Annotated in this window: 23 protein-coding genes; 13 read left to right on the top strand and 10 right to left on the bottom strand. The window is 61.5% G+C overall.

The genetic code is table 11. The features are described from left to right. Positions 1-7: 7 nt before the first annotated feature. Entirely contained in the window at positions 8-940 is a 933-nt protein-coding gene (locus E2F50_RS05785; RefSeq protein ID WP_133315062.1) for a lysylphosphatidylglycerol synthase domain-containing protein, read from the top strand. On the opposite strand, the gene E2F50_RS05780 is transcribed toward E2F50_RS05785, so the two are convergent. The 4 genes from E2F50_RS05780 to E2F50_RS05765 form a co-directional block, all read right to left on the bottom strand. Next, positions 920-2,446 carry a phospholipase D-like domain-containing protein gene (locus E2F50_RS05780; RefSeq protein WP_245515296.1) on the bottom strand — a complete coding sequence of 509 codons (1,527 nt, stop codon included), beginning with the start codon at positions 2,444-2,446 and terminating at the stop codon, positions 920-922. The two genes, E2F50_RS05785 and E2F50_RS05780, sit on opposite strands and share 21 nt — an antisense overlap. A gap of 64 nt (positions 2,447-2,510) precedes the next feature. After that, complete coding sequence (locus E2F50_RS05775; protein ID WP_133315061.1) at positions 2,511-2,711, bottom strand: hypothetical protein; 201 nt, start codon at positions 2,709-2,711, stop codon at positions 2,511-2,513. 40 nt (positions 2,712-2,751) lie between these two features. Next, on the bottom strand, positions 2,752-2,952 hold the full coding sequence (locus tag E2F50_RS05770) for a hypothetical protein (RefSeq protein ID WP_245515295.1): 201 nt from the start codon (positions 2,950-2,952) through the stop codon (positions 2,752-2,754). Between the two features lie 36 nt (positions 2,953-2,988). Beyond that, positions 2,989-3,195, bottom strand: a complete 207-nt coding sequence (locus E2F50_RS05765; protein ID WP_133315060.1) for a hypothetical protein — start codon at positions 3,193-3,195, stop codon at positions 2,989-2,991. Between the two features lie 148 nt (positions 3,196-3,343). Here E2F50_RS05765 and E2F50_RS05760 point away from each other — a divergent pair, with 148 nt between their 5' ends. Beyond that, entirely contained in the window at positions 3,344-3,850 is a 507-nt protein-coding gene (locus tag E2F50_RS05760; protein ID WP_133315059.1) for a ferritin-like domain-containing protein, read from the top strand. 85 nt (positions 3,851-3,935) lie between these two features. On the opposite strand, the gene E2F50_RS05755 is transcribed toward E2F50_RS05760, so the two are convergent. The 5 genes from E2F50_RS05755 to E2F50_RS05735 all read right to left on the bottom strand — a co-directional run bounded on the left by E2F50_RS05755 (position 3,936) and on the right by E2F50_RS05735 (position 8,585). After that, positions 3,936-4,151: a hypothetical protein gene (locus E2F50_RS05755; protein ID WP_133315058.1), complete on the bottom strand. Its 216-nt coding sequence runs from the start codon at positions 4,149-4,151 to the stop codon at positions 3,936-3,938. 183 nt (positions 4,152-4,334) lie between these two features. Beyond that, complete coding sequence (locus E2F50_RS05750) at positions 4,335-4,547, bottom strand: hypothetical protein (protein ID WP_133315057.1); 213 nt, start codon at positions 4,545-4,547, stop codon at positions 4,335-4,337. 124 nt (positions 4,548-4,671) lie between these two features. Further along, positions 4,672-6,636, bottom strand: a complete 1,965-nt coding sequence (asnB, locus tag E2F50_RS05745; RefSeq protein WP_133315056.1) for an asparagine synthase (glutamine-hydrolyzing) — start codon at positions 6,634-6,636, stop codon at positions 4,672-4,674. Between the two features lie 102 nt (positions 6,637-6,738). After that, positions 6,739-8,112 carry an FAD-containing oxidoreductase gene (locus tag E2F50_RS05740; protein ID WP_133315055.1) on the bottom strand — a complete coding sequence of 458 codons (1,374 nt, stop codon included), beginning with the start codon at positions 8,110-8,112 and terminating at the stop codon, positions 6,739-6,741. Further along, positions 8,109-8,585, bottom strand: a complete 477-nt coding sequence (locus tag E2F50_RS05735) for a DUF4126 family protein (protein ID WP_133315054.1) — start codon at positions 8,583-8,585, stop codon at positions 8,109-8,111. The genes E2F50_RS05740 and E2F50_RS05735 overlap by 4 nt, the downstream gene beginning before the upstream one ends. A 228-nt stretch (positions 8,586-8,813) precedes the next feature. Between E2F50_RS05735 and E2F50_RS05730 the strand changes: the two genes are divergently transcribed. From E2F50_RS05730 to E2F50_RS05700, 7 genes are all read left to right on the top strand, one after another. After that, the gene (locus tag E2F50_RS05730) at positions 8,814-10,640 is read left to right on the top strand and encodes a sensor histidine kinase (RefSeq protein ID WP_281029177.1); all 1,827 of its coding nucleotides are present in this window, start codon (positions 8,814-8,816) and stop codon (positions 10,638-10,640) included. Further along, a complete protein-coding gene (locus E2F50_RS05725; protein WP_133315053.1) occupies positions 10,637-12,016 on the top strand; it encodes a sigma-54-dependent transcriptional regulator in 1,380 nt (459 codons plus the stop codon). The genes E2F50_RS05730 and E2F50_RS05725 overlap by 4 nt, the downstream gene beginning before the upstream one ends. 358 nt (positions 12,017-12,374) lie before the next feature. Beyond that, on the top strand, positions 12,375-12,566 hold the full coding sequence (locus E2F50_RS23325; RefSeq protein WP_245515294.1) for a limonene-1,2-epoxide hydrolase family protein: 192 nt from the start codon (positions 12,375-12,377) through the stop codon (positions 12,564-12,566). A gap of 254 nt (positions 12,567-12,820) precedes the next feature. Continuing rightward, complete coding sequence (locus E2F50_RS05715; RefSeq protein ID WP_133315052.1) at positions 12,821-13,804, top strand: tripartite tricarboxylate transporter substrate-binding protein; 984 nt, start codon at positions 12,821-12,823, stop codon at positions 13,802-13,804. Positions 13,805-13,930: 126 nt separating this feature from the next. Beyond that, positions 13,931-14,392, top strand: a complete 462-nt coding sequence (locus E2F50_RS05710; RefSeq protein WP_133315051.1) for a tripartite tricarboxylate transporter TctB family protein — start codon at positions 13,931-13,933, stop codon at positions 14,390-14,392. Between the two features lie 10 nt (positions 14,393-14,402). Continuing rightward, complete coding sequence (locus E2F50_RS05705; RefSeq protein ID WP_133315050.1) at positions 14,403-15,908, top strand: tripartite tricarboxylate transporter permease; 1,506 nt, start codon at positions 14,403-14,405, stop codon at positions 15,906-15,908. Positions 15,909-16,044: 136 nt separating this feature from the next. Beyond that, the gene (locus tag E2F50_RS05700; RefSeq protein ID WP_133315049.1) at positions 16,045-16,443 is read left to right on the top strand and encodes a DUF1236 domain-containing protein; all 399 of its coding nucleotides are present in this window, start codon (positions 16,045-16,047) and stop codon (positions 16,441-16,443) included. An 83-nt stretch (positions 16,444-16,526) separates the two neighbouring features. On the opposite strand, the gene E2F50_RS05695 is transcribed toward E2F50_RS05700, so the two are convergent. After that, a complete protein-coding gene (locus E2F50_RS05695) occupies positions 16,527-17,582 on the bottom strand; it encodes a LacI family transcriptional regulator (RefSeq protein ID WP_133315048.1) in 1,056 nt (351 codons plus the stop codon). Positions 17,583-17,844: 262 nt separating this feature from the next. Between E2F50_RS05695 and E2F50_RS05690 the strand changes: the two genes are divergently transcribed. The 4 genes from E2F50_RS05690 (at position 17,845) to E2F50_RS05675 (ending at position 22,112) form a co-directional block, all read left to right on the top strand. After that, positions 17,845-19,095: an ABC transporter substrate-binding protein gene (locus tag E2F50_RS05690; protein WP_202615421.1), complete on the top strand. Its 1,251-nt coding sequence runs from the start codon at positions 17,845-17,847 to the stop codon at positions 19,093-19,095. Between the two features lie 110 nt (positions 19,096-19,205). Next, positions 19,206-20,132, top strand: a complete 927-nt coding sequence (locus tag E2F50_RS05685; protein ID WP_202615404.1) for a carbohydrate ABC transporter permease — start codon at positions 19,206-19,208, stop codon at positions 20,130-20,132. Continuing rightward, the gene (locus tag E2F50_RS05680; RefSeq protein ID WP_133315046.1) at positions 20,129-21,010 is read left to right on the top strand and encodes a carbohydrate ABC transporter permease; all 882 of its coding nucleotides are present in this window, start codon (positions 20,129-20,131) and stop codon (positions 21,008-21,010) included. Before E2F50_RS05685 ends, E2F50_RS05680 begins: the two co-directional genes overlap by 4 nt. A 4-nt stretch (positions 21,011-21,014) precedes the next feature. Next, on the top strand, positions 21,015-22,112 hold the full coding sequence (locus E2F50_RS05675; RefSeq protein WP_133315045.1) for an ABC transporter ATP-binding protein: 1,098 nt from the start codon (positions 21,015-21,017) through the stop codon (positions 22,110-22,112). Positions 22,113-22,188: the final 76 nt, after the last annotated feature.

Genomic DNA, 22,188 nt, shown 5'->3' with positions numbered 1-22,188 from the left:
AGAAACAATGGCTATCAGACGGCACCTCCTGAAACTCTTGCTCGGTGCCGCGGTCTGTGTTGCGGCCCTTCTCGTTTATCGTAGCCTCGGCCGCTATACCTGGGACGAGATCGAGGAATCCATCCAGTCGATTTCCGGTCTGCGGCTGGCCGGCGCCTTCTGCTTCGTCATCCTCTCCTATTTCTGCCTGACCATGTTCGATGCGCTGGCCGTGCGCTATGCGGGCAAGCCGCTCCCTTATCGGGAAACCGCGCTCGCCTCGTTCACCGCGCTCTCCATCGGCCATAATGTCGGCATGGCCGCCTTGAGCAGCGGTGCCGTGCGCTACCGCTTTTATTCCCGCTGGGGCCTCGGCGCCGAGGAAATCGGCAAAGTGATCATTTTCTGCGGCGTTACCGTCGGACTTGGGCTGGCGACGCTGGCAGGTCTGGCCCTGCTTGCCGATCTCGGCCGCGCGACGGATCTTCTGGGCATGAACCGCGCGGCGCGGGCCCTGCTCGGCTGCGCCTGCCTTGCCGTCCCGGCGGGTTATCTGCTGCTTTGCGCCTTTCTGCGGCGCCCGCTGATTGTCCGCTCATGGCGCTTCGAGCCGCCGGTCTTGCGGCTTGCGCTGGCGCAGATCGGCATAGGTGCGCTGAATTTCGCCTGCGTCGCCGCCGCCATCCACCAACTGCTCGCCGCCTTCACCGAGGCCGGCTATCTGCAGGTGGCGACGGCCTATGTGACGGCTAATATGGCAGCGCTGATCAGCCATGTGCCGGGCGGGCTCGGCGTGCTGGAAGCCACCATTCTCGGCATCCTTCCCGGCACGGAAGCGATCGGCGCCATGGTCGCCTTCCGGGTGCTTTACTTCTTCGTGCCGCTGATGATCGGCCTGCCGACCCTCGTCATTGCAGAAGCCTATTATCGCCGGCAGCCGTCAGGACATCCGGCGGGCTGACAGGCGGCCGGCCATCTTCCTCACCCAGGAACTAATTTCGGGAATCGGCCAGAACGGCTGCTTCGGGTCCACCAGTCCGGTGCCGATCAGCGAGCCGGTTTCGCCCTTGTGGGGGTCGATCTCGAATGGTCGCAGGCCGCGCGGATGGACATTCAGCCGGTCCATGGCGGCGATCATCGATCCGGTTTCCCGGATGATTTCGGTCACCTGAGCCGGATCGGCGTCGAGATGTTCGGCAATCAGATCATTGCGCAGCGAAAGGATCGACCGGCGGGAAAGCGGATCACTGGTTTCCACCGCGATATCGCATTCGGTATCGAGGCCTTCCGACCGGTTGTTGAGGTTGGAGGAGCCGACCCGCACGAAGCGGTCGTCGGCAATGATCACCTTGGAATGCACGATGATCTCGCGTTCGCCGCCCTTGCCGTCGGGCGTCACGGCAAAGAAGACGCGCAGCCGGTTATGGCGGTCGGCACGCTGTAGTCGGCGGATCAGCCGGTTGCGGTTGCCGCCCATGGTCAGCCTTTCGAGAAAGCCGTGCGACTCGCATGTGACGATCACCACAATCTCCGGCCCGTCGGACGCTCGCAAAAGCTTGGCAAGTGTCCGGCCGACGCCGAAGGAGGCGAGATACTGGGTTTCGATATACAGATGCCGCTTGGCGGCCTTCAGCGCATCATGGGTCAGGCGGATCGCTTCGCGGTGTCCGCGCCGGCCCTTCCATTTCCAAGGCTCCGTCAGGGCAAGGCCGGTGCTGCAGTTTTCCAGCGCCGGCGTGAGCCCCGCCGGCCACGGCGCCGGCTTATCGACGGTCGTGGCGGGCACTGTTTCTTGCGTCGCCGTCTTCCAGCGCCGCCGCGCAACCTCGCCGATCATGCCGGCGATCGGCCCGGTCACCAACGTCTGCATGTCATGCACCGGGCCATAGGCCACGCCGTCCGGCGCAACGCGGACCGGGTTGTCGATCGAGTGGTTGCGGTCGTCCCAACGGCGGGCGGTCAGGTCGATGCCACCGAGGAACGCCGCCTGATCGTCGAGCACGACGATCTTCTGGTGGTGGCTGGCGCGCAGCGGATGGCGGAAATCGAAGCGCAGCTGGATGCGCGGATGATCGCTCCAATCCATCTTGCCGAACATCTTGAAGCTCTTGCCCGAATAGATCGGACCCATCCCCCAGACGAGAATGCGCAGAACAAGTTCGGGATTGCGATCGACGCAATCGCGCAGGATCTGTCCGAGCGTCGGGCTTGCCGGATCGCGCGGCGTCAGCCGGATATCCGGATTGAAGTCCCAGCCGATGATGAAGATGGACTTTTCCGCCTGAGGCAGGACCTCCTGCAGGCGCCGGAAATATTCCTCGCCATCGATCAGGAAGCTGAGCCTGTCGGCCTTTGCGGACCGCCATAAATTGCGGCCCGGCTTCAGAATGGGATCCCGTTCCTGCAATATAGTCCTGCTGTGATAAGTCGTCACGTCCACCTGCGCCACCTCGTCCTTGCGGTGCACATGAACGCCAACATCTGCAAATTGTTCCAGCCGCAGCCGGATGACCTTCCGTCGAGACTACCGTTTAATGACTTACGCTTTGATGCTCCGGTTTGCTCACCAGCGATGCGTCGGGCTGCTTGAACAGCTCTATGGACACGACCAGGAGTATGAGAATGGCGGCCGCTGCGGTCACCAGCTTCCAAAGTCCCGGATTGACATGTTTGTCCTGTGGCCGCTGGCCTGACGTGCCACGGTTCGACTGCAAGTAGCCTCGGATAGCCATTCTTACCTCTTTCTGGTCTGCCGGCCAGCGCAGTGTCGCGCTAGATGCCGGAAGGCACAGGGGTGGGTATCGGCGTTTCGCCAGGGTCCTGCTCGTCGGGCTCCTGCGCGGGTGCGCCATCGGGTAGCCCATCAGGCTCAGGCTCGTCAACCACCGGTCTCGGCGCCCAGGCCGGCGCCGGCATGGGCGGCTGCTCGCTCGGCTCGTCCGGCACGCCGGGTGGATCCATTGCAGATGTCATCCCTATGCTCCCATGTCAGCTCGGCATAGCTCAAGATCATTTCTGTGGGCTGACCGACCCTGTCGTTGCCTGATCCGCCTTCATAGCGGGACCAGCCGGCAGGTTTTCGGCGGTGCCGGCGCGATCCGGTGGGACCAGAGGTGCGCTGCCGGTACCTGACGCGAGGAAGTAACCGCCGGCTCCCACGACAATCACGACGATAAAGGCTCCGATCAGCACTCTCGCCTGTTTCTGGTTCGTCATCTTGCAACCCTCATCTTTGCCGTGTCGGCAACTGCCGCGACGTGGTGAGAAAACCAAACTCGCGGCCAAATGTTCCCTTCTCAGGAACCTCGCCTGCTCTCGTGAATTGAAAACATGTCCGAAGAAGAAACATCCAGGAGGAGAAACAATGACTCATGCGCGAGACAATTTCATCGCCTGGCTGAAGAATGCTCATGCGATGGAAGAGCAGGCGATCACCATGCTGACGGCGCAATCCCGGCGCATAGAAAGCTATCCCGATCTCAAGGCGCGGCTGGAGGCGCATCTGGCCGAAACACAGGGTCAGGCGGAAAGACTGAAAGGCCTGCTCGACCGCCTTTCAGGCGGCGCCTCGACGCTGAAGCATGTCGCTGCCAAGCTGGCCGCCACGGCGCAAGGCGTCGGTGGCATGCTGACCAGCGACGAGGTGGTTAAGGGCTCGATGTCGAGCTACGCCTTCGAGCATATGGAAATCGCCACCTACCGGGTTCTCATCGCCGCTGCGGATGAACTCGGTGAAACGGAAGCCAAGGCCGTCTTCGAAGACATTCTCCAGCAAGAAATTGCCATGGCCGACTGGCTCGGCAGCAATCTTGACGACATAACCCGGGTCTTCCTGATGCGCGACGAGCGCGATCTGCAGGCGAAACGGTAAGCTGACTGGAGATCGATCTCGACACTGAGGAAGCGGGTGCGAGGTGCAGTTGGGATATCGAACTGTCCAGACGGCAGTCGGAATGTCAGCTCTTGCTGAAGACGGTACCGTTCAGCTCGATCTGCAGGTGGGTTTCGTCCCGGACGCCTCGCTGATAAAGCTGGATGATCTGAGAAGCGATATCTGTTGCGGCGGGTGTGTCGCCTGCTACGCCGCGTTTAGCGCAGATCTCCTTGAAGAAACGCTGCAGAAACGCGAGTTCATTGGGTTCGAACGCATTAGTGAGAACTGCCGGATGCATGTTTCGGCCTCCACTATCGGGGCGGAAGCGCAATGTCTTCCGGTCATCAGCGCCCTGTCAGATTGCCGATAATGCCGTCAGACTACTCCTTCTTCCTTCATTGGCAAGGGAGAAGCAGGTTACAATCCGGTAATGAGCGGGCCATTCGGCCCTGCTCACTCAGTCGTGAATCCGGTCTAGAGGTTATTCCAGATGGTTCGCCTCGTGATCGTGGAACTGTTCCGTCTGTACCGTTTTGCTGTCCAGGCCGCGCTCGCGCGAATGCTGCGCCTTGTCGCGGTTGGAAAGCACCATGTTTTCCGGGAGGATGTCCTTGTCGATATCCGTCATCGCTCCGGTTCCACTGCTTTTGCCCTGGGCGCCGGCACCAATATGCTTAGAGCTTGCATTCGCCATGAGGATGTCTCCTTCTTTCTGCTTCTGATGAAGATCAAACCGGCGAGCGGTGGTTTTGATCCCTCATCATTGGGAAAGAACAACAATTCTTCGACGAACGAAATGAGGAGAGGGACCCTCGGTGTTACGCTTTGGCCAAAGCGACGCCCGTCCGAGGATCGTTGGTCTTGCCTGCAGCGTTAAAGCTGTCCAGCCAGAGCTGGGTGGACAGGATACCCACAAAGGCGGCATTATCCCGGAAGCCGGAGACATGCTGGCTCTGGCATTTCTGGTGAAGCTTTGCGACGGCGCGCGGGTTGAACAGGCCGCCGGCCGCGATCGCCCCTTGGCTCAGTGTTTCCGACAGATAGGCCGGTTCACTTTCTCCAACAAAGCTGCGGCTGTCCGGCGCCCGATAGGGTTGCTTCGGACGCCGGACAATCGTCGGTGGCAGCAGGTCGCGCGCGACATTGCGCAGGATGTGCTTTTCTTCCAGCCCCCGGAGCTTCAGCTCGGGAGACAGGCGGGCGGCAAATTCCACCAGCCGGTGATCGAGAAACGGAAAACGCCCTTCAACACCATGGGCCATGGCCATCCGGTCGCCTTGGCTCGACAGGATATAGCCCGGCAGCAGGAAGCGGCTTTCCAGATACTGCGCCTGGTGCAGCGGATGCCAGCGGCGGAAACGGTCCGGCAGACGGGAAGCGAGCTCTTCGGCCGCATCGTAGGCGCCCAATGTCGCGCGAAGATCGTCCGAATAGAAAATCTTCGCCGCCGCCGTGGAGCGGAAGCGCGGCCGGTGCGAAAACAGCGGGTCGTCGGCCCGGTCGGTCGCTGCGCCGAAGAAGGCGGCCAGATATTCCGGTGACTGCTGCTTCAGGCCCGGCAGGTAAGGGTAAAGCTTCCGGAACAGATGCGGGCGGATCTTCGAGGCCGGCTGACGGGCGCAGAAGCGGCGAACGCGTGCCTCGCGAAAGATGTCGTAGCCGGCAAAAACTTCGTCGGCGCCTTCGCCGGTCAGCACGACCTTCATGCCTTCGTCGCGAACCAGGCCCGCAAGTGCATAAAGCGGGGCAGGTGCCGTGCGCAGGACCGGCCGCTCGGTGAAGCGGATCACATCGGTGAAACTGCCGGCGATATCGCCGCTGCGGCAAGCGACGGAACGATAGCGGGTGCCGAGTGCTTGCGCCATCTCCTGCTGGAACGCGCTTTCGTCGTGCTCGGCATCATCGAAGGTGACGGAGAATGTATTCAGCCCGCCCGGCGCCATCGGCGCCGCCAGCGCTGCAATAAGGGAAGAATCGAGGCCGCCGGACAGGTAGGATCCGACTGGCACATCGGCCCGCATGCGCAGCCGGGTTGCATCCGTCAGCAGGGCGCGCAGCTCTTCCTGCGCATTGCTTTCAAGTGTGTCGCCATGGTCGCCGCCGTCCGGATAATCGAGCGTCCAATACTCGTGCAGCGAGGGCTTGCCGTTATCGAGCGTCAGGAACTGGCCGGGCTCGAGCTCGAAGATATTCCTGAAAGCAGTGCGGGGAGCGATGGGAGCCCAGAGCGTGAAGATCTGATCCAGTGCGAAGGGATCCAGTTCCGCTTCGATACCGGGCACCCGTAGCAGTGCCTTCACTTCCGAGGCGAAATAGAGGGTTCCCTTGTGCTGCGTGTAGAAAAGCGGCCGTACGCCCATCCGGTCGCGAGCCAGCATCAGCCGGCGCTCCTGCGCGTCCCAGATGGCGAAGGCAAAGTCGCCGTTCAGTCGCGAAAGGCATGCCGCGCCATAAGCCGCATAGAGCTGCAGCAGCACCTCCGTATCCGAGCCGGTACGGAAAACCACGCCACGCGACTTCAGATCGTCGCGCAGTTCCACATAGTTGAAGATCTCCCCGTTGAAGGCGATCGTGAACCGACCCAGTAGGTCGGTCATCGGCTGTTTGCCGTCGGCCAGGCCGACGATGGAAAGGCGCACATGCGGAAGGCCGATGCCCGGAGCAAGGTAGATGCCCTGTCCATCGGGGCCGCGATGGGCGATCGCCCGGGCCATCTCCGCCAGCAGCGCTTGCCCGTCACCTAAGGCGCATGCATCACCCGCAAAGCCAGCAAAACCGCACATTTGTTTCCATCATGAACAGGGACCCCAGCCTCGTTAATAACCCGCAAAGCTTGCCGAGCTTCTTAACGGGCGGCTAAAATTCGATCATGTGCAAAAGAGGGATCAATTCGGCTGCATGGATAGGATCACGGTCGGCCACAATTCGGAAACGGTCGGGTGGATCGGCATTGCCCATCGCAGCGTGTCGTAAGTGGCGCCGGCATTCATCATGTCCAATATTCCGTGTATGGATTCGTCGCCGCCCGTGCCGAGGATGGCAGCCCCAAGGATCTGCTTCGTGTCTGCATCGGCGACGATCTTCATGAAGCCCAGGGTTTCGCCTTTTTCGACCGCGCGGCCGACCTTCGTCATCGGCCGTGTGCCGACCAGGATGTTCTTGCCGGCCTTGCGCGCTTCGGTTTCGCTCATGCCGACGCGGCCGAGCGGCGGATCGATATAGAGCGCATAGCCGAGCAGCCGGTCGGAAACCTTGCGGTTCTCGCCGTCGAAAAGATTGGAAGCAACGATCTCGAAGTCATTATAGGCGGTGTGGGTAAAGGCGCCGCGGCCGTTGCAGTCACCGAGTGCCCAGATCCCCTCGACATTGGTGGCAAGATCGTCGCCGACCTTGATATAGCCGCGCGCATCCAATTCGACGCCGGCCTTGTCCAGACCGAGATCCTGGGTATTCGGGTTGCGCCCGACGGCCAGCAGCACATCCGAGCCGATCACCTCCGGCTCGCCTTCGGTGCAGGTGACGCCGACCGCAACGCCGTCTGCGTGCTTGGCAAAGCGGATGCATTCGGCGCCGGTGCGGATCTGGATGCCTTCCGCCTCGAGAATGCCGCGCACCGCATCGGAAATCTCTTCGTCCTCGCGGCCGACCAGGCGCGGGCCCTTTTCCACCACCGTCACTTGCGAGCCGAAGCGGCGGTACATCTGCGCGAATTCAAGCCCGATATAGCTGCCGCCGATCACCACCAGATGCCTGGGCAACCGGTCGAGCACGACGATATCGCTATTGGTCATATAGGGAACGTCTTGGACGCCGGGAAAATCCGGAATGGCGGCACGGGCTCCCACGTTCAGGAAAATCTGCGGCGCGGTGAGGATCTCGTTCCCGACGCGGATCGTGTTGGCGCTCTCGAAACGGGCATGGCCACGGATCAGCGTGCAGTGTTGCATGCCGTCAAGCCAGCTTTCATTGCCGTGACGGGAATCCAGCGTCACCTGATGCGAACGATGCATAACGGCCGGCATGTCCACCGTCACGTCGCCGCCAAGGACAATGCCGTAATCCCTGCTTCGGCGGGCAAGATGCGCGGCATAGGCACTGGCGACCAGCGTCTTGGTAGGCTTGCAGCCGGTATTGACGCAGGTGCCGCCGACATGTTTGCGCTCGATGATCGCAACCGTTTTGCCGGCGTCGTTGAACCGCCCTGCAAGCGAGGGGCCGGCTTGCCCGGCCCCGATGATGATGGCGTCGAAGCTCCTCATGCGGCCGCCGCACCCGGCAGCATGGCAATGATCAGGAATGCGCCGACGATCGCAACGGCATCCTCGATGAAGGCGGCCGGCGGGTCCTTGCCGAAATGCGCGGCAAGCTTGGCACGCACGGCAGCGCCGCCATAGGTGCCGATCACGGCTCCGATGACGCCCGACACCAGGCCAGCCAGCCAGATACCATAAGGCATGCCGATTGCCGCACCAGCCAGCGCGCCGGTGATCAGCCGTGCACCGAACTGCTGCGGAACCTTGCGGCTCGGCGTTGCCGGCAATTGGTCGGTGATCAGTTCGACCACGGCCAGCAGCGACAGGACGAGAACCGCCCAGATCGTGCCGAGAAAGGCAAGCCAGCTGCCTGAAAGGTTGAGCCAGCCGAGATAGGCCGCCCAGGCCACGGCAGCCGGGGCGGTCATGGCCCGCAGGCCGGCGACCACGCCGATGAAAAGCGCAAGTATGGATGTCATTCTATTCCCCCTGGCGGCACCATCAAAGCGATGGACCCCGTGCCGAACCTATCGAAGCACGAATGTGCGTCGAGTCAATGAACAAGTAAAATGCTGCGTCTGGATGTAAAATAGGCTTTTGTTGGCAGTTGCTGCAACCACCGGCGTTAATCTTGCAAGATTTGGTGGAAATCGCCAGAGGGCAATTTAAGATAGACTTTTTGATCGAGGGAGGAGGAGCCCAACATCGTGAAGTCTCGCCTGGTTCTGGCCCTCGTGGCGGCCGTGTCTCTCGCTCTGGTTCTTATCCTTCAGGGCGGCGCCATGATCGCGCGCGGTTATATGGAGGAGGCCGAGGCCCAGGCAGCCACAACCCTGCGCCTGGCGGTTTCTGCCCTGGGCGGCCATCTGAAACGTTACGAGGCTTTGCCGGCCCTGATCGCCGATCAGCAGAATGTCGAGGCACTGGTTGTCGATCCCGGCAACGAGGCGCTGCGCACCGTGACCAACCGTTACCTGAAGGAGATCAATCTCCTTCTCAAATCCTCCGACATCTATGTGATGACGACGGACGGCAATACGGTCGCCGCCAGCAATTACGATTCCCCCGTTAGCTTCGTCGGCGAAAATTTCAGCTACAGGCCCTATTTCCAGGAGGCGGCGGCGGGCCGACAGTCGCGTTTTTATGCGCTCGGCACCACGTCCTCGAAGCGGGGCTATTATTTCGGCTCGCCGATCGAGATTGCCGGCGCCATCCGCGGCGTCATCGTCTTCAAGGTGGATATCGACATGATCGAAGCCTCCTGGGGCGGCGGCGACGACCGGATCTTCGTGTCGGATCCGGAGGGGATCATCTTCATGACCGGCAGCCCCGAATGGCTGTATGCGAGCATCCTGCCGCTGACGTCCGACCGCATTGCCCGCACGGAAACGTCCCGACGCTATGCCGACGCCAAGCTTCGCGAATTGCCCATCGTTCGGGCCAGCTTTGTCGGCCATGATGTCATGCGGATTTCTGGCGATCAGGGCGAAAAGGAATATCTCGTGGTTTCGCAGCCCATGTCCGAAGCCGGCTGGACGGTGAATGTGCTGATGGACACGAGTTCGGTGCATGCCCAGACCAAGACGACGATTGCGGCTATTCTGCTGACGCTCTGCCTCACGGCTCTGGTCCTTGCGACCATCCTGCAGCGCCGGGCCCGGCTCAATGAGCGGATGCAATTGCAGGCCGAGGCCCGCAACGAGCTGGAAAGCCGGGTTGCCGAACGCACGGCGGATCTGGCCCGGGTCAACAGCCGCATCGAGGAGGAGATCGCCGAGCGGCGGCTGACGGAACAGCGCCTGCGGCAAACGCAAGCCGACCTCATCCAGGCCGGCAAGCTCGCCGGCCTCGGCCAAATGTCGGCGGCGCTGTCCCATGAGCTCAACCAGCCGCTGGCGGCTGCAAAGACCTATGCGGAAACCACGTCCGTTCTCATCGATCTCGGGCGTATTGCGGAAGCCAACGACAACGTCCGGCGCATCTCCTCGCTGATCGACCGTATGGCTTCGATCGGCAAGCATTTGCGTAATTTCGCCCGCAAACCGAACGAGAAGCTTGGTGCGGTGTCGCTGGAGGACGTGATGCACGACACGCTGGAGATTGTCGCGGCCCGTCTGAAGGCGGCCGATGCCGTCCTTGAAGTGGACATCGATCCGCTTGTTCCGGCGGTGAAGGCTGGCGCCGTCCGCCTGCAGCAGGTGCTGGTCAACATCATCACCAATGCCGCCGATGCCGTCGAAGGTCTTGACGACCGAAGGATCGACGTGCGTGCCCGGCTGGAAGACGATAAGGTTGTCGTTCGCGTCCGCGATCGCGGGCCAGGCGTCGCCGCGGCCATTCACGAGCGCATCTTCGATCCCTTTTTCACCACCAAGGGTGTCGGCAAGGGATTGGGGCTCGGCCTGTCGATCTCCTACAATATCATCAAGGATTTCGGCGGCAGCCTGACCGTGGCCGATCACCCGGAAGGCGGGGCCGTGTTCCGCATCGAGCTGGAGCTGGCCGGTGAGAACCTTCTGGAGGCGGCGGAATGAGCGGCCAGAGGGTCCTGCTGGTGGACGACGAGGAGGAGCTGCGCCGGTCCACAGCGCAGGCACTGGAACTGTTCGGCCTCGAGGTCCAGACCTTTGCCAGCGCCGACCATGTGCTGGAATTGAGCGGCTTTGGCTTCGACGGCGTCGTCGTCAGCGATATCCGCATGCCGGGCCTCGACGGCATGACGCTGCTGCAACGCATCCGCGAACTGGATGCGGAGATCCCAGTCATCCTGGTCACGGGTCATGGCGATGTACAGCTTGCGGTGAAGGCCATGCGCGAAGGCGCTTATGACTTCCTGGAAAAACCGTTCACCCCACAGCATCTGGCTGGCGTCATCCGCCGGGCGCTCGATCGCCGCGGCCTCGTCATGGAAAACCGTCGCCTGCGCGCCGTGGCCGGCAAGCGGGATGACCTGGAGGCCCGGTTGCCGGGCCGCACGCAGGTTATGGTGGATCTGCGCTACCGCATCAGGGCGATCGGCGCGACGGATGCCGATACGCTGATCATCGGCGATACGGGCGCCGGCAAGGAGGTCGTGGCGCGTGCGCTTCACGATGTCAGCCCCCGCGCCACCAAACCGTTCATCGCCATCAACTGCGCCGCGCTTCCGGAAAACCTCATTGAAAGCGAATTGTTCGGCCATGAGGCCGGCGCCTTTCCAGGCGCCCTGCGGCCGCGTTACGGGAAATTCGAGCATGGGCGGGGCGGCACGATCCTGCTGGACGAGATCGGCTCCATGCCCTTCGACCTGCAGGCGAAGTTCCTGCGCGTGCTGCAGGAAAGGGTGATCACCCGGCTCGGCTCCAACGAAACGGTGCCGCTCGACGTGCGCTTCATCGCCACCAGCAAGGTTGATCTGGAGGCGGAGGTGGCGGCGGGCCGTTTTCGCGCCGACCTCTTCTACCGGCTCAATGTCGCAACCATTCACGTGCCATCGCTTTCGCAACGCCGGCCCGATATCCCGCTCCTGTTTCTGCAACTCGTTCGGGAGGCATCGGCGCGCTATGGACGCGAGGATATGGAAGTGCCCGCCGACGTCATGGCCGGCATCGCCCAGCGGGACTGGCCGGGAAATGTGCGCGAGCTGCGCAACGCCTCCGACCGGCTGGTGCTCGGCCTTGATCCCAAACCGGGAGAAACGGGCGCCAATGCGAAAGAGGCCGCCGGCCGGCTCGCCGACAAGGTGGCGGCCTACGAGCGCAGCATCATCGCCGGAGAGATCGCCGCCCACGGCGGTGCGCTTCGGCCCGTCTACGAGTCGCTCGGCATCTCGCGCAAGACGCTTTACGAGAAGATGCAGAAGCACGGCCTGGACAAGAAACTGCTGGCCTTCGACGGGCCTTGGGAGGATGAGCAAGCTAGCCGGTCATGACCTCGTCGCGAACCTCGGAGCGGCCAGCCCTGCAGGCGTGAAGACGGACCTTCAAGCAATCATTGAAGATATCGCGCGCCAACTGTCGCTAATCATGATGAACCTTCCAAGCCATATTGCGTCTGTCAGGCCCTCCAGCCCACCATCAACATAGGAACCATCATGGCTGCCGACCCTCTCGAAATCGCTCAAGCCTTCTTCGCGCACTGGAATGCCAATCGCATAGAAGATGCTCTCCTCATGCTTTCCGACGACGTTCTTTACGACAATGTGCCTTTTCCCGATATCGCGGGCGCGACAATGTCCCAAGTTCCATCAGGACTTCGGTGTCGGCACGGTCTTCACCGTCGACTAGAAAGTGACGCAGATCGCCGTATCGGGAAATGTGGTGCTGAATGAACGGGTCGATGTTTTCCGGCATCAGGATGGCGACACGATTACCTTGCCGGTCATGGGAACGCTGACCATCGACAACGGCGTCATCACTTTCTGGCGCGATTATTTCGATCCTACCGATTTCGACCGGCAGCTTGCCCAGGTCAAAACGTAGTGTCTCATATCGCAGGCTCGGCACTTTCTTCGAAAGTCCAGCTTCAGGCTCCGCCGTGCCTGCGGGTGGAAATCCACCCGCCGTTCGACGGTAATGTTCCCTTATCCACCCATGCTGCAATGCGGCATTGTAAGAAAAGCTTCCTCCCAGCCCCTGCGGTGATTGCACCCGCTTTGTCGCGGGCCGCAAATGGCCTTCCTGCCGGCGCGGGGGAGAATGTGCCGGTTCCCTGTTGTTCATCCTGGAGGAGCTCGATGAAAACCCTGAACGCCCTTATTGGCGCAACCGCTCTTGCCGCACTCTCGCTGTTTTCCGCATCGGCTGGTGCAGCCGGTTATCCTGAACGGCAGATCACCATGGTCGTACCGTTTGCGGCCGGCGGCCCGACCGATACGGTTGCTCGTCTTGTTGCGGAGTCTATGTCCAAGGACCTCGGCCAGCAGATCGTCGTCGAAAATGTCGGCGGCGCCGGTGGAACGCTTGGTGCCGGTCGCGTCGCCAAGGCGCAGGCGGACGGCTATACGATCCTGCTGCACCATATCGGCATGGCGACCAGCGCCACGCTATACCGCAAGCTCGCCTACGATACGCTCAAGGATTTCGATTATGTTGGCCTCGTCACCGACGTACCGATGACCATTGTTGCCCGCAAGGATATGGAAGCCACCGACCTCAAGGGGCTGGTGGATTACGCCAAGGCCAACAAGGACAAGGTCACGGTCGCCAATGCCGGTATCGGCGCAGCCTCGCATCTATGCGGGATGCTGTTCATGAGCTCCATTCAGACGCCCCTCGTCACCGTGCCCTACAAGGGAACCGGCCCCGCCATGACCGACCTTCTCGGCGGCCAGGTGGATATCATGTGCGACCAGACCACCAATACGACGAAGCAGATCCAGGGCGGAACGATCAAGGCCTATGCGGTGACCTCCGCCGAGCGGCTCGACGTGCTGAAGGACCTGCCCACGGTGAAGGAAGCCGGAATGCCCGACATGAGCGTCGGTATCTGGCATGGTGTTTATGTGCCGAAGGGTACGCCGAAGGAGGCGACGGAAAAGCTCACCAAGTCGCTCAAGGTCGCCCTGAAGGACCAGAACGTCGCCGCCCGTTTCGCGGAACTCGGCACCAAGCCATCGTCGGACAGCGATGCGACGCCGGAAGCCCTGAAGGCGAAGCTCGAAGGTGAGATCGCGCGTTGGAAGCCGGTCATCCAGGCCGCCGGTCAATACGCGGACTGATCAGGTTGCGTCGGGAACGCCGTGTTTAGCTGAAGAAGCTCGCCCCCTTTGGCCTTTCGGCTGGAGGGGGTTGGCCCCGTTCCTTCGGATACGGTCGCAACGCTCCTCCATTTCAACGGGGACATCATGAATTCATCGAAAGTCGACACCACCAATCTTATTTGCGGGCTGCTGCTCGTGGCGACGGGGCTCTGGTTTGCTTATCAGTCGTTTGAGCTGGAGCTCGGAACGGCGCTGCGCATGGGGCCTGGCTATTTCCCCTTCATCCTGTCCTGCGCGCTGATGCTGTTTGGCGCGATCATCCTCGTCCAGTCGCTGCGCGTCGAAGGCGAGCCGATGGGTGCCATTGCCTGGCGCGGCATGCTTTTCATTCTCCCGGCGCCCATCATTTTCGGCCTGACGGTGCAAGGGCTCGGCTTTGTGCCGTCGATCTTCATTTCTGCGCTGGTTGCCGCGTTCGCCTCGCACAAGATGAAGCCGCTTTCCGCGCTCATCCTGTCGGCAGCGCTCACGGCATTTTCGGTTCTTGTTTTCAGCTATGGTCTCGGCCTGCCGTTCCAGCGGTTCGGTCCATGGCTCGGTCTATGAGGTTTGATTGATGGATCTCTTCAGTAACCTCGCGCTCGGCTTTGCCACCGCCGCCTCGCTCGAAAACCTGTTCTTCTGCCTGATCGGCGTCCTGCTCGGCACCCTGATCGGTGTGCTGCCCGGGATCGGCGCCACGGCGACGATCGCCATGCTCCTGCCGATCACCTTCCAGCTCGAGCCCGTCTCGTCGCTGATCATGCTGTCGGGCATTTATTACGGCGCCCAATATGGCGGCTCGACCACGGCCATCCTCATCAATATGCCGGGCGAATCCTCCTCCGCCGTCACGGCGCTGGACGGCTACCAGATGGCCCGCAAGGGCCGAGCAGGGGCAGCGCTCGCCATTGCCGCCATAGGCTCGTTCTTTGCCGGCACCGTATCCACCTTCCTCGTGGCGATATTCGCGCCGCCCCTGACGGCGATCGCGCTCAAGTTCGGCGCCGCCGAATATTTCTCGCTGATGGTCGTCGGTCTCGTTTCGTCCATCGCATTGGCACACGGCTCGATCGTCAAGGCGCTGGCCATGGTGTCGCTCGGCCTGCTGCTCGGGCTTGTCGGAACCGACATCTATACCGGCGCGCCGCGGTTCAATCTCGGTATCAGCGAATATGCCGACGGCTTGAATTTTGTCGCCGTGGCCGTAGGTGTCTTCGGCATTGCCGAAATCCTCCGCAATCTCGAAAGTGAGAAAACGCGCACCGTGCTAATGGCCAAGGTTCACGGGCTGATGCCGACCCGGGATGATTTCCGCCAGATGGTCGGCCCGGTTCTGCGCGGCACGGCGATCGGCTCGATCCTCGGCATTCTTCCCGGCGGCGGTGCCATTCTGGCCGCCTTCGCGTCCTATACGGTGGAGAAGAAGGTTTCCAAGCATCCGGAAGAGTTCGGCCATGGTGCGATTGCCGGCGTGGCAGGTCCGGAATCCGCCAACAATGCCGGTGCCCAGACATCCTTCATCCCGCTCCTGACGCTGGGCATCCCGGCCAATCCGGTCATGGCGCTGATGATCGGCGCAATGATCATCCAGGGCATTGTGCCAGGGCCGAATGTCGCCATCGAACAGCCGGCGCTGTTTTGGGGCATCATCGCCTCCATGTGGATCGGCAATCTGATGCTGGTGATCCTCAACCTGCCGCTGATCGGGCTGTGGGTGAAGCTGCTGACAATCCCTTATTACATACTGTTTCCGATCATCATGGCCTTCTGCTCGATCGGGGTCTACAGCGTCAACTCGAACGTCTACGACCTCTATTCGGTGGCCTTCTTCGGGCTTATCGGCTACCTGCTGGTCAAGCTGCGCTGCGAGCCGGCGCCGCTTCTGCTCGGCTTCGTGCTGGGGCCGCTCCTCGAGGAAAACCTGCGGCGGGCGATGATCCTGTCGCGCGGCGATGCGACCACCTTCATCAGCCGTCCGATCAGCGCCGGCCTGCTGTTCGTCGCCGCCCTCGTCCTCGTCGTCGTCTTCTTGCCAAGCGTCAAGGCCAAGCGCGAAGTGGTGTTCCAGGACGAGGAGTGAGACCGGGCGGCTCCGCTGTGCGCCCTTTGTCCAACGTCGATGTTATAGGTCTGGCGGCTGCGCCAGACCTAAGTCCCTAGCCGGAACCTGTTTTCTTCCTGCCCGTTGTCGCACCAATACAACCAAGGAGAAGACAATGAAGAAGATCATCATTCTATCCGCCGCCATGGGTATCGCTGCTGCCACCGGCGCTTTTGCACAAGAAGGTAACGGCGCTGCCACCGGCATGCTCGGCGGTGCCGCGACCGGCGCTATCGTCGGCGGCCCGATCGGCGCAGGCGTTGGCGCTGTTGTCGGCGCTGTTGCCGGCGGTGCAATCGATCCTCCGCCGCGCGAAGTTGTCACCTATGTCCAGGAACAGCCGATGCAGCAGTCCGTCGTTGTACAGGAGCCGATCGCCGTCGGCCGTGCCGTTCCGGAAACCGTCGTCCTGACGCCGGTGCCGCAGAACCCGAAATACTCCTACACCGTGGTCAACCAGCAGCGCGTCATCGTTGAGCCGCAGTCCCGCAAGGTCGTGCAGGTCATCAACTAATACCGCCACATCCAAGGCAAACAAAAAGCCTCTCGTGTTTTCACGAGAGGCTTTTTGCATTCGGCGGGCTGGCTGCGGTCAGCTCAGACAGTCTGCAGCGCCTGAAGTTCGTTCACCGGCGCGCCACCGGCGATGCGTTTCAGCAGCAATGCCGCCATTATCTGCCCGGCTTGCGACAGATCCTCGTAGATCGTTTCGATGCGCGGCCGCATCTGGTCGAACAGGCCGGACGTCTGCTTGGCGACCAGCCGCACGTCACGGCCGACCCGCAGCCCGAGATCGTGGGAGGCCGACATCACCGCCATGGCCGAAACTTCGCCGCCGCAGATGAAGCCGTCGGGGGGGGCGGCGTCACCGAGCCGGGCAGCAATATGATCGCGGATCGCCTCGGACTTGCTGTCGAGCGAGATGCCCTGCGCGATCTCGAAAGCGATCCCTTCCTCCCGCACAGCAGTCATGAAGCCGTGGCGCATATGCTGGGCGAACGTGAAGCGGTTCGGCGGCAGGATCATGTAGAGCTTCCGACAGCCAGCGGTGATCAGGCTGCGCGCCGCCCGGTAGGCAAAGGCATAGTTGTCGTAGTCGACGTAAGGGTGAGGGGTCGCAAGCTCCGTTCGGCCATGGCAGACAAAGGGAAAATCGTGTTCCATCAGGAATTTCACCCGCTCGTCCGAAGGTTCCGTGCGGCTGAAGAGTATACCGTCCGCCATACGGTTGCGGACAATGTGGCGGACCGGGTCGATCGGCGGCGTGTCGGAAAAATGCGGCGTAATCACAAGATGATAGGGCGTGCCACGCAACGACGCCGTCAGGCCGCGGATCATCGAGGTACCGTAGCCGAGAATTTCCTCGTGCGGGTCGAGCACCAGGCTGATCACATTGGTGCGTCCCGTACGAAGCCGCTGAGCTGCCCTGTCGGGAAAGTAACCGATGTCCGCCGCCACCTGGCGGACCCGCTGCCGCGTCTCGAGAGCAATCTGGGGCGCATCCGCCAGTGCCCGCGAAACGGTTGTCACGGCGAGCCCGGTCAGTTCGGCGATCGTCTTGAGGGTGGGCTTGTCCGCCGTGCCCGCCTTGTCACCTCGTCGCTCCGGCCTCGTCACTTCCCGGCCTATCTCCTCTAGGCCCTTTGACGACATTGCTTTTCCTCCCCGTCCTCGTAAGCAATGTGAAAACTGCTCACCTATATCGTTGCATACCCGAAATGCAGCGCTCCTTCAGCCTGCCTGGCCCATCCTCAAGCGCTGCAATGCCTATGCCATCTGCATTTCCGCTTGTTAACCGACCTTATCGACAAGTTAAAAATTGCTTGCTGCCGGGTTGACACCAACGGCATTTATATCGTTATAAATTTTCATATCCGGAGAGGAGCCCGGATGCAAAGGGAGATTCTCAATGAACATTCGTATGATCAGCAAGCTTGCTGCGGGCGCTGCCATGCTCGCCATGGTGGCTGGCACAGCCAAGTCGGCCGAGCAGGTTGAAGTCCTCCACTGGTGGACTTCGGGTGGTGAAGCCGCCGCGCTCAACGTGCTGAAGGAAAACCTCCAGAAGCAGGGCGTCACCTGGAAGGACATGCCGGTTGCCGGTGGTGCAGGTTCTGCCGCCATGACCGCGCTGCGCGCTCGCGTCACCGCCGGCGACCCGCCAACGGCAGTCCAACTGCTCGGTTTCGACCTGCGCGACTGGTCGGAAATGGGCGTTGCCGCCAATCTCGACGATCTGGCCGCCAAGGAAGGCTGGGACAAGGTCATCCCGCCTGCACTTCAGGCCTTCTCGAAATATGAAGGTCACTGGGTTGCAGCCCCGGTTAACATCCACTCCACCAATTGGCTGTGGCTCAACAAGGCAGCTCTCGACAAGGCCGGCGGCAAGGTGCCGACCAATCTCGACGAACTGATCACGCTGCTGGACGCCTTCAAGGCTCAGGGCATTACCGCGCTCGCCCATGGCGGCGTTCCGTGGCAGGACGGCACACTGTGGGAAGCCGTGGTTCTTTCCACCGGCGGGCCGGATTTCTATAAGAAGGCGGTTCTCGATGCCGATCCGGCTGCCCTGTCCGGCGACACGATGAAAAAGGTGTTCGACACCATGTCGAAGCTGCGCACCTATTTCGACCCGAACTTTTCCGGCCGCGAATGGAACCTGTCGACGGCGCTCGTCATCGAAGGCAAGGCCGGCGCCCAGGAAATGGGTGACTGGTCGAAGGGCGAATGGCTGCGCGCCAACAAGAAGCCGGGCACCGACTTCGTCTGCATCCGCTTCCCCGGCACGCAGGGCTCGGTTCTGTTCAACGCCGACCAGTTCATGATGTTCGACGTCGGCGGTGACGCGGAAAAGGCCCAGCAGAAGATGGCGTCAGCCGTCGAAAATCCGGCCTTCCAGATCGCCTTCAACACGGTCAAGGGTTCCGTTCCTGCGCGCACCGACATCTCGGACGAAAAGTTCGACGATTGCGGCAAGAAAGGCATGAAGGACCTCAATGAGGCCTCCACCAAGGGCACGCTGATGGGCTCGCTCGCCCATGGTTACGCCCAGCCGGCAGCCGTCAAGGAAGCCATGCTCGACGTCATCACCCAGCATCTCAACGGCCAGCTGACCACCGATGCGGCGCTGAAGCGCCTGCCGGAAGCCGTTGCTGCGGCGAAGTAAGGTTTGATCGCTAGGTCTGACTCTGAAGTGGTCGGGAGCACATCCCGGCCACTTTTCAAATTCCCCGGCTTGCCGGTGGCTCTTCCTTCTGGTGACAGCCGGAGAACGCGATGACGACGATTGAACCCATGCCTGTAGTCGTGCCCGAAAGGCGCAAACCGTCTTTGGCGGATGGGCTGCGCAACGGGCTGCCGAAACTCGTTCTGGCGCCGTCCTTCGCGATCATCCTGGTGTTCGTCTACGGCTTCATCCTGTGGACCGTGTACCTGTCCTTCACCACGTCGAAAATGATGCCCATCTACAAATGGGGCGGGTTCGATGCCTATTACCGTCTCTGGTCGCAGCCCAACTGGTATGTGGCGATGCAGAACCTGGCGATTTTCGGTATCCTTTATATCGGTATATGCATCGCGATCGGACTGTTCATCGCGATCCTCATGGACCAGCGGATCCGCGCCGAGGGCGTGCTGCGGCCGATCTTCCTTTATCCGATGGCGCTGTCCTTCGTGGTCACCGGCACGGCCTGGAAATGGTTCCTCAATCCCGGCCTCGGGCTTGAAAACACGATGCACAATCTCGGCTGGGAAAGCTTCAAGTTCGACTGGCTGGTCAACCCCAAAATGGCGATCTATACGGTGGTCATTGCCGGCGTCTGGCAGGCCTCAGGCTTTGTCATGGCGATGTTCCTGGCCGGGCTTCGCGGCATTGACGGCGAGATCATCAAGGCGGCCCAGATCGACGGCGCCTCGACCGTATCGATCTATCGGCGCATCATCATTCCGCTGCTGCGGCCGGTCTTCCTGTCCGCCTTCATCGTGCTCGCCCATATGGCGATCAAGTCCTACGACCTGGTGATCGCGCTAACCGGAGGCGGACCCGGCAATGCCACCGAACTTCCGTCCACCTTCATGTATTCCTACACGTTCACGCGCAACCAGATGAATGTTGGCTCGGCGAGCGCCGTAATGATGCTGATGGGCATTACCGCCATCATCGTCCCTTATCTTTATTCGGAATTGCGGGAGAAGAACCAATGAGCGCCGCCCATGAGACGGTCAGCCCAGGTTCGGCCCGCGCTGCCCGCTATGTCATCTATGCCGCCCTGATCTTCCTGGCGCTGGTCTATCTGCTGCCGCTCTACGTGATGCTGTCCACCTCGCTGAAATCGCTCGACGAGATCCGTGGCGGCGACATGCTCGCCCTGCCGGGCGATCCGTCGATCGCCGCCTGGGTCAAGGCCTGGGGCGAGGCCTGCATCGGCGTCTCCTGCGTCGGTATCAAGGGTTACTTCTGGAACTCCATCAAGATGGTCGTTCCGGCCGTGGTGATATCCACGCTGCTCGGCGCGCTCAACGGCTATGTGCTGACCAAGTGGCGCTTTCCGGGCCACAAGCTTGTCTTCGGGATGATGCTGTTTGCCTGCTTCATTCCCTTCCAGGCGGTACTGATCCCCATGGCGCGCCTGCTGGGGGCGGCCGGTCTTTCCAATTCCACCGCGGGTCTCGTTTTCGTGCACGTCGTCTATGGTCTCGGCTTCACGACGCTGTTCTTCCGCAACTATTACGAAGCGTTCCCGGACGAACTGGTCAAGGCGGCGATGATCGACGGGGCCGGCTTCTTCAAGATCTTCTGGCGCATCCTGCTTCCGAGTTCCGGGCCGATCATCGTGGTCACGGTGATCTACCAGTTCACCAATATCTGGAACGACTTCCTGTTCGGCGTTTCCTTCTCGTCCGGCGAAGCCTCGCCGATGACGGTGGCGCTCAACAACCTCGTTTCCTCCTCCACCGGGGTCAAGGAGTACAATGTGGACATGGCGGCAGCCGTGTTCGCGGCCTTGCCGACACTGTTCGTCTACATCGTGGCCGGACGCTATTTCGTGCGCGGCCTGATGGCCGGCGCAGTCAAGGGATGACGCCATGAGCTTTCTCCAAATCAAGAACCTGCGCAAGAAGATCGGCAATGTGGAAGTCCTCAAGGGGATCGACATTGAGCTGGAAAAAGGCGGCTTCCTTGTTCTCGTCGGTCCGTCCGGCTGCGGAAAATCGACTTTGCTCAACGCCATTGCGGGCCTCTTGCCGCTGACATCGGGCGACATCGTCATCGACGGTCAGGTGGTCAACGACCTGCACCCGTCGCAGCGCGATATTGCCATGGTCTTCCAGTCCTATGCGCTTTACCCGAACATGACGGTCGAGGAGAACATCGCCTTTGCGTTGGAAATGCGCGGCGTCGCCAAAGAAGAACGGGCCAAGGCCGTTGCCCAGGTAGCAAAGACGCTGCAGATCGAGCATCTCCTGAAGCGCCGCCCGAGCCAGCTTTCCGGCGGCCAGCGGCAGCGCGTCGCCATGGGCCGGGCGCTGGTGCGGCAGCCGCGCGTCTTCCTGTTCGACGAGCCACTGTCCAACCTCGATGCCAAGCTGCGTGTCGAAGTCCGGGCCGAGATCAAGGCGCTGCATCAGAACACCCATGCCACCATTGTCTACGTGACGCATGACCAGATCGAGGCGATGACGCTGGCGACGAAGATCGTCGTCCTCAAGGAGGGCATGGTCCAGCAGGTCGGCACCCCGGCGGAAATCTACAATCGTCCGGCCAATCTTTTTGTTGCCGACTTTATGGGTTCGCCAGCCATGAATATGCTGAAGGGCAAGGTCACCGCCGGCGGCGGTATCGCGCTGTTCGGCAATGGCGGTGTTACCGTGCCTATGCCGCCGTCGATCAGCTCCGCCTTGCCTGCGGGCAAGGACGTTATTCTCGGCTTGCGCCCGGAAGCGATTACCGATGACGGCCTGGTCGACCCGACGGCCCGCGCGATCGCCCATGTGGAAGCCGAGGTGACGATGATCGAGCCGACGGGTTCCGACACATTCGTGACCGGCAAAATCGACGGTGCAAGCTTCACCGCCCGAACCCGCGCCGAAGTGGTGGTCGAACTCGGCCAGACATTCCGCTTCGCCTTCAATCTCGACAAAGCCGTCGTCTTCGACCCCGAAACCGGTCATCGGGTCGTCTGAGCGATCGCGCGAAAAATCGGCTCAAGCTCAAGCGCCGAACCTGTCGAAACACAGGAACATTCCTCCGAAGGCGTGG

It is taken from the genome of Rhizobium deserti, assembly GCF_004358025.1.
In the GTDB taxonomy this organism is placed as follows: domain Bacteria; phylum Pseudomonadota; class Alphaproteobacteria; order Rhizobiales; family Rhizobiaceae; genus Neorhizobium; species Neorhizobium deserti.
This window is presented reverse-complemented; position numbering and strand designations above follow the sequence as displayed.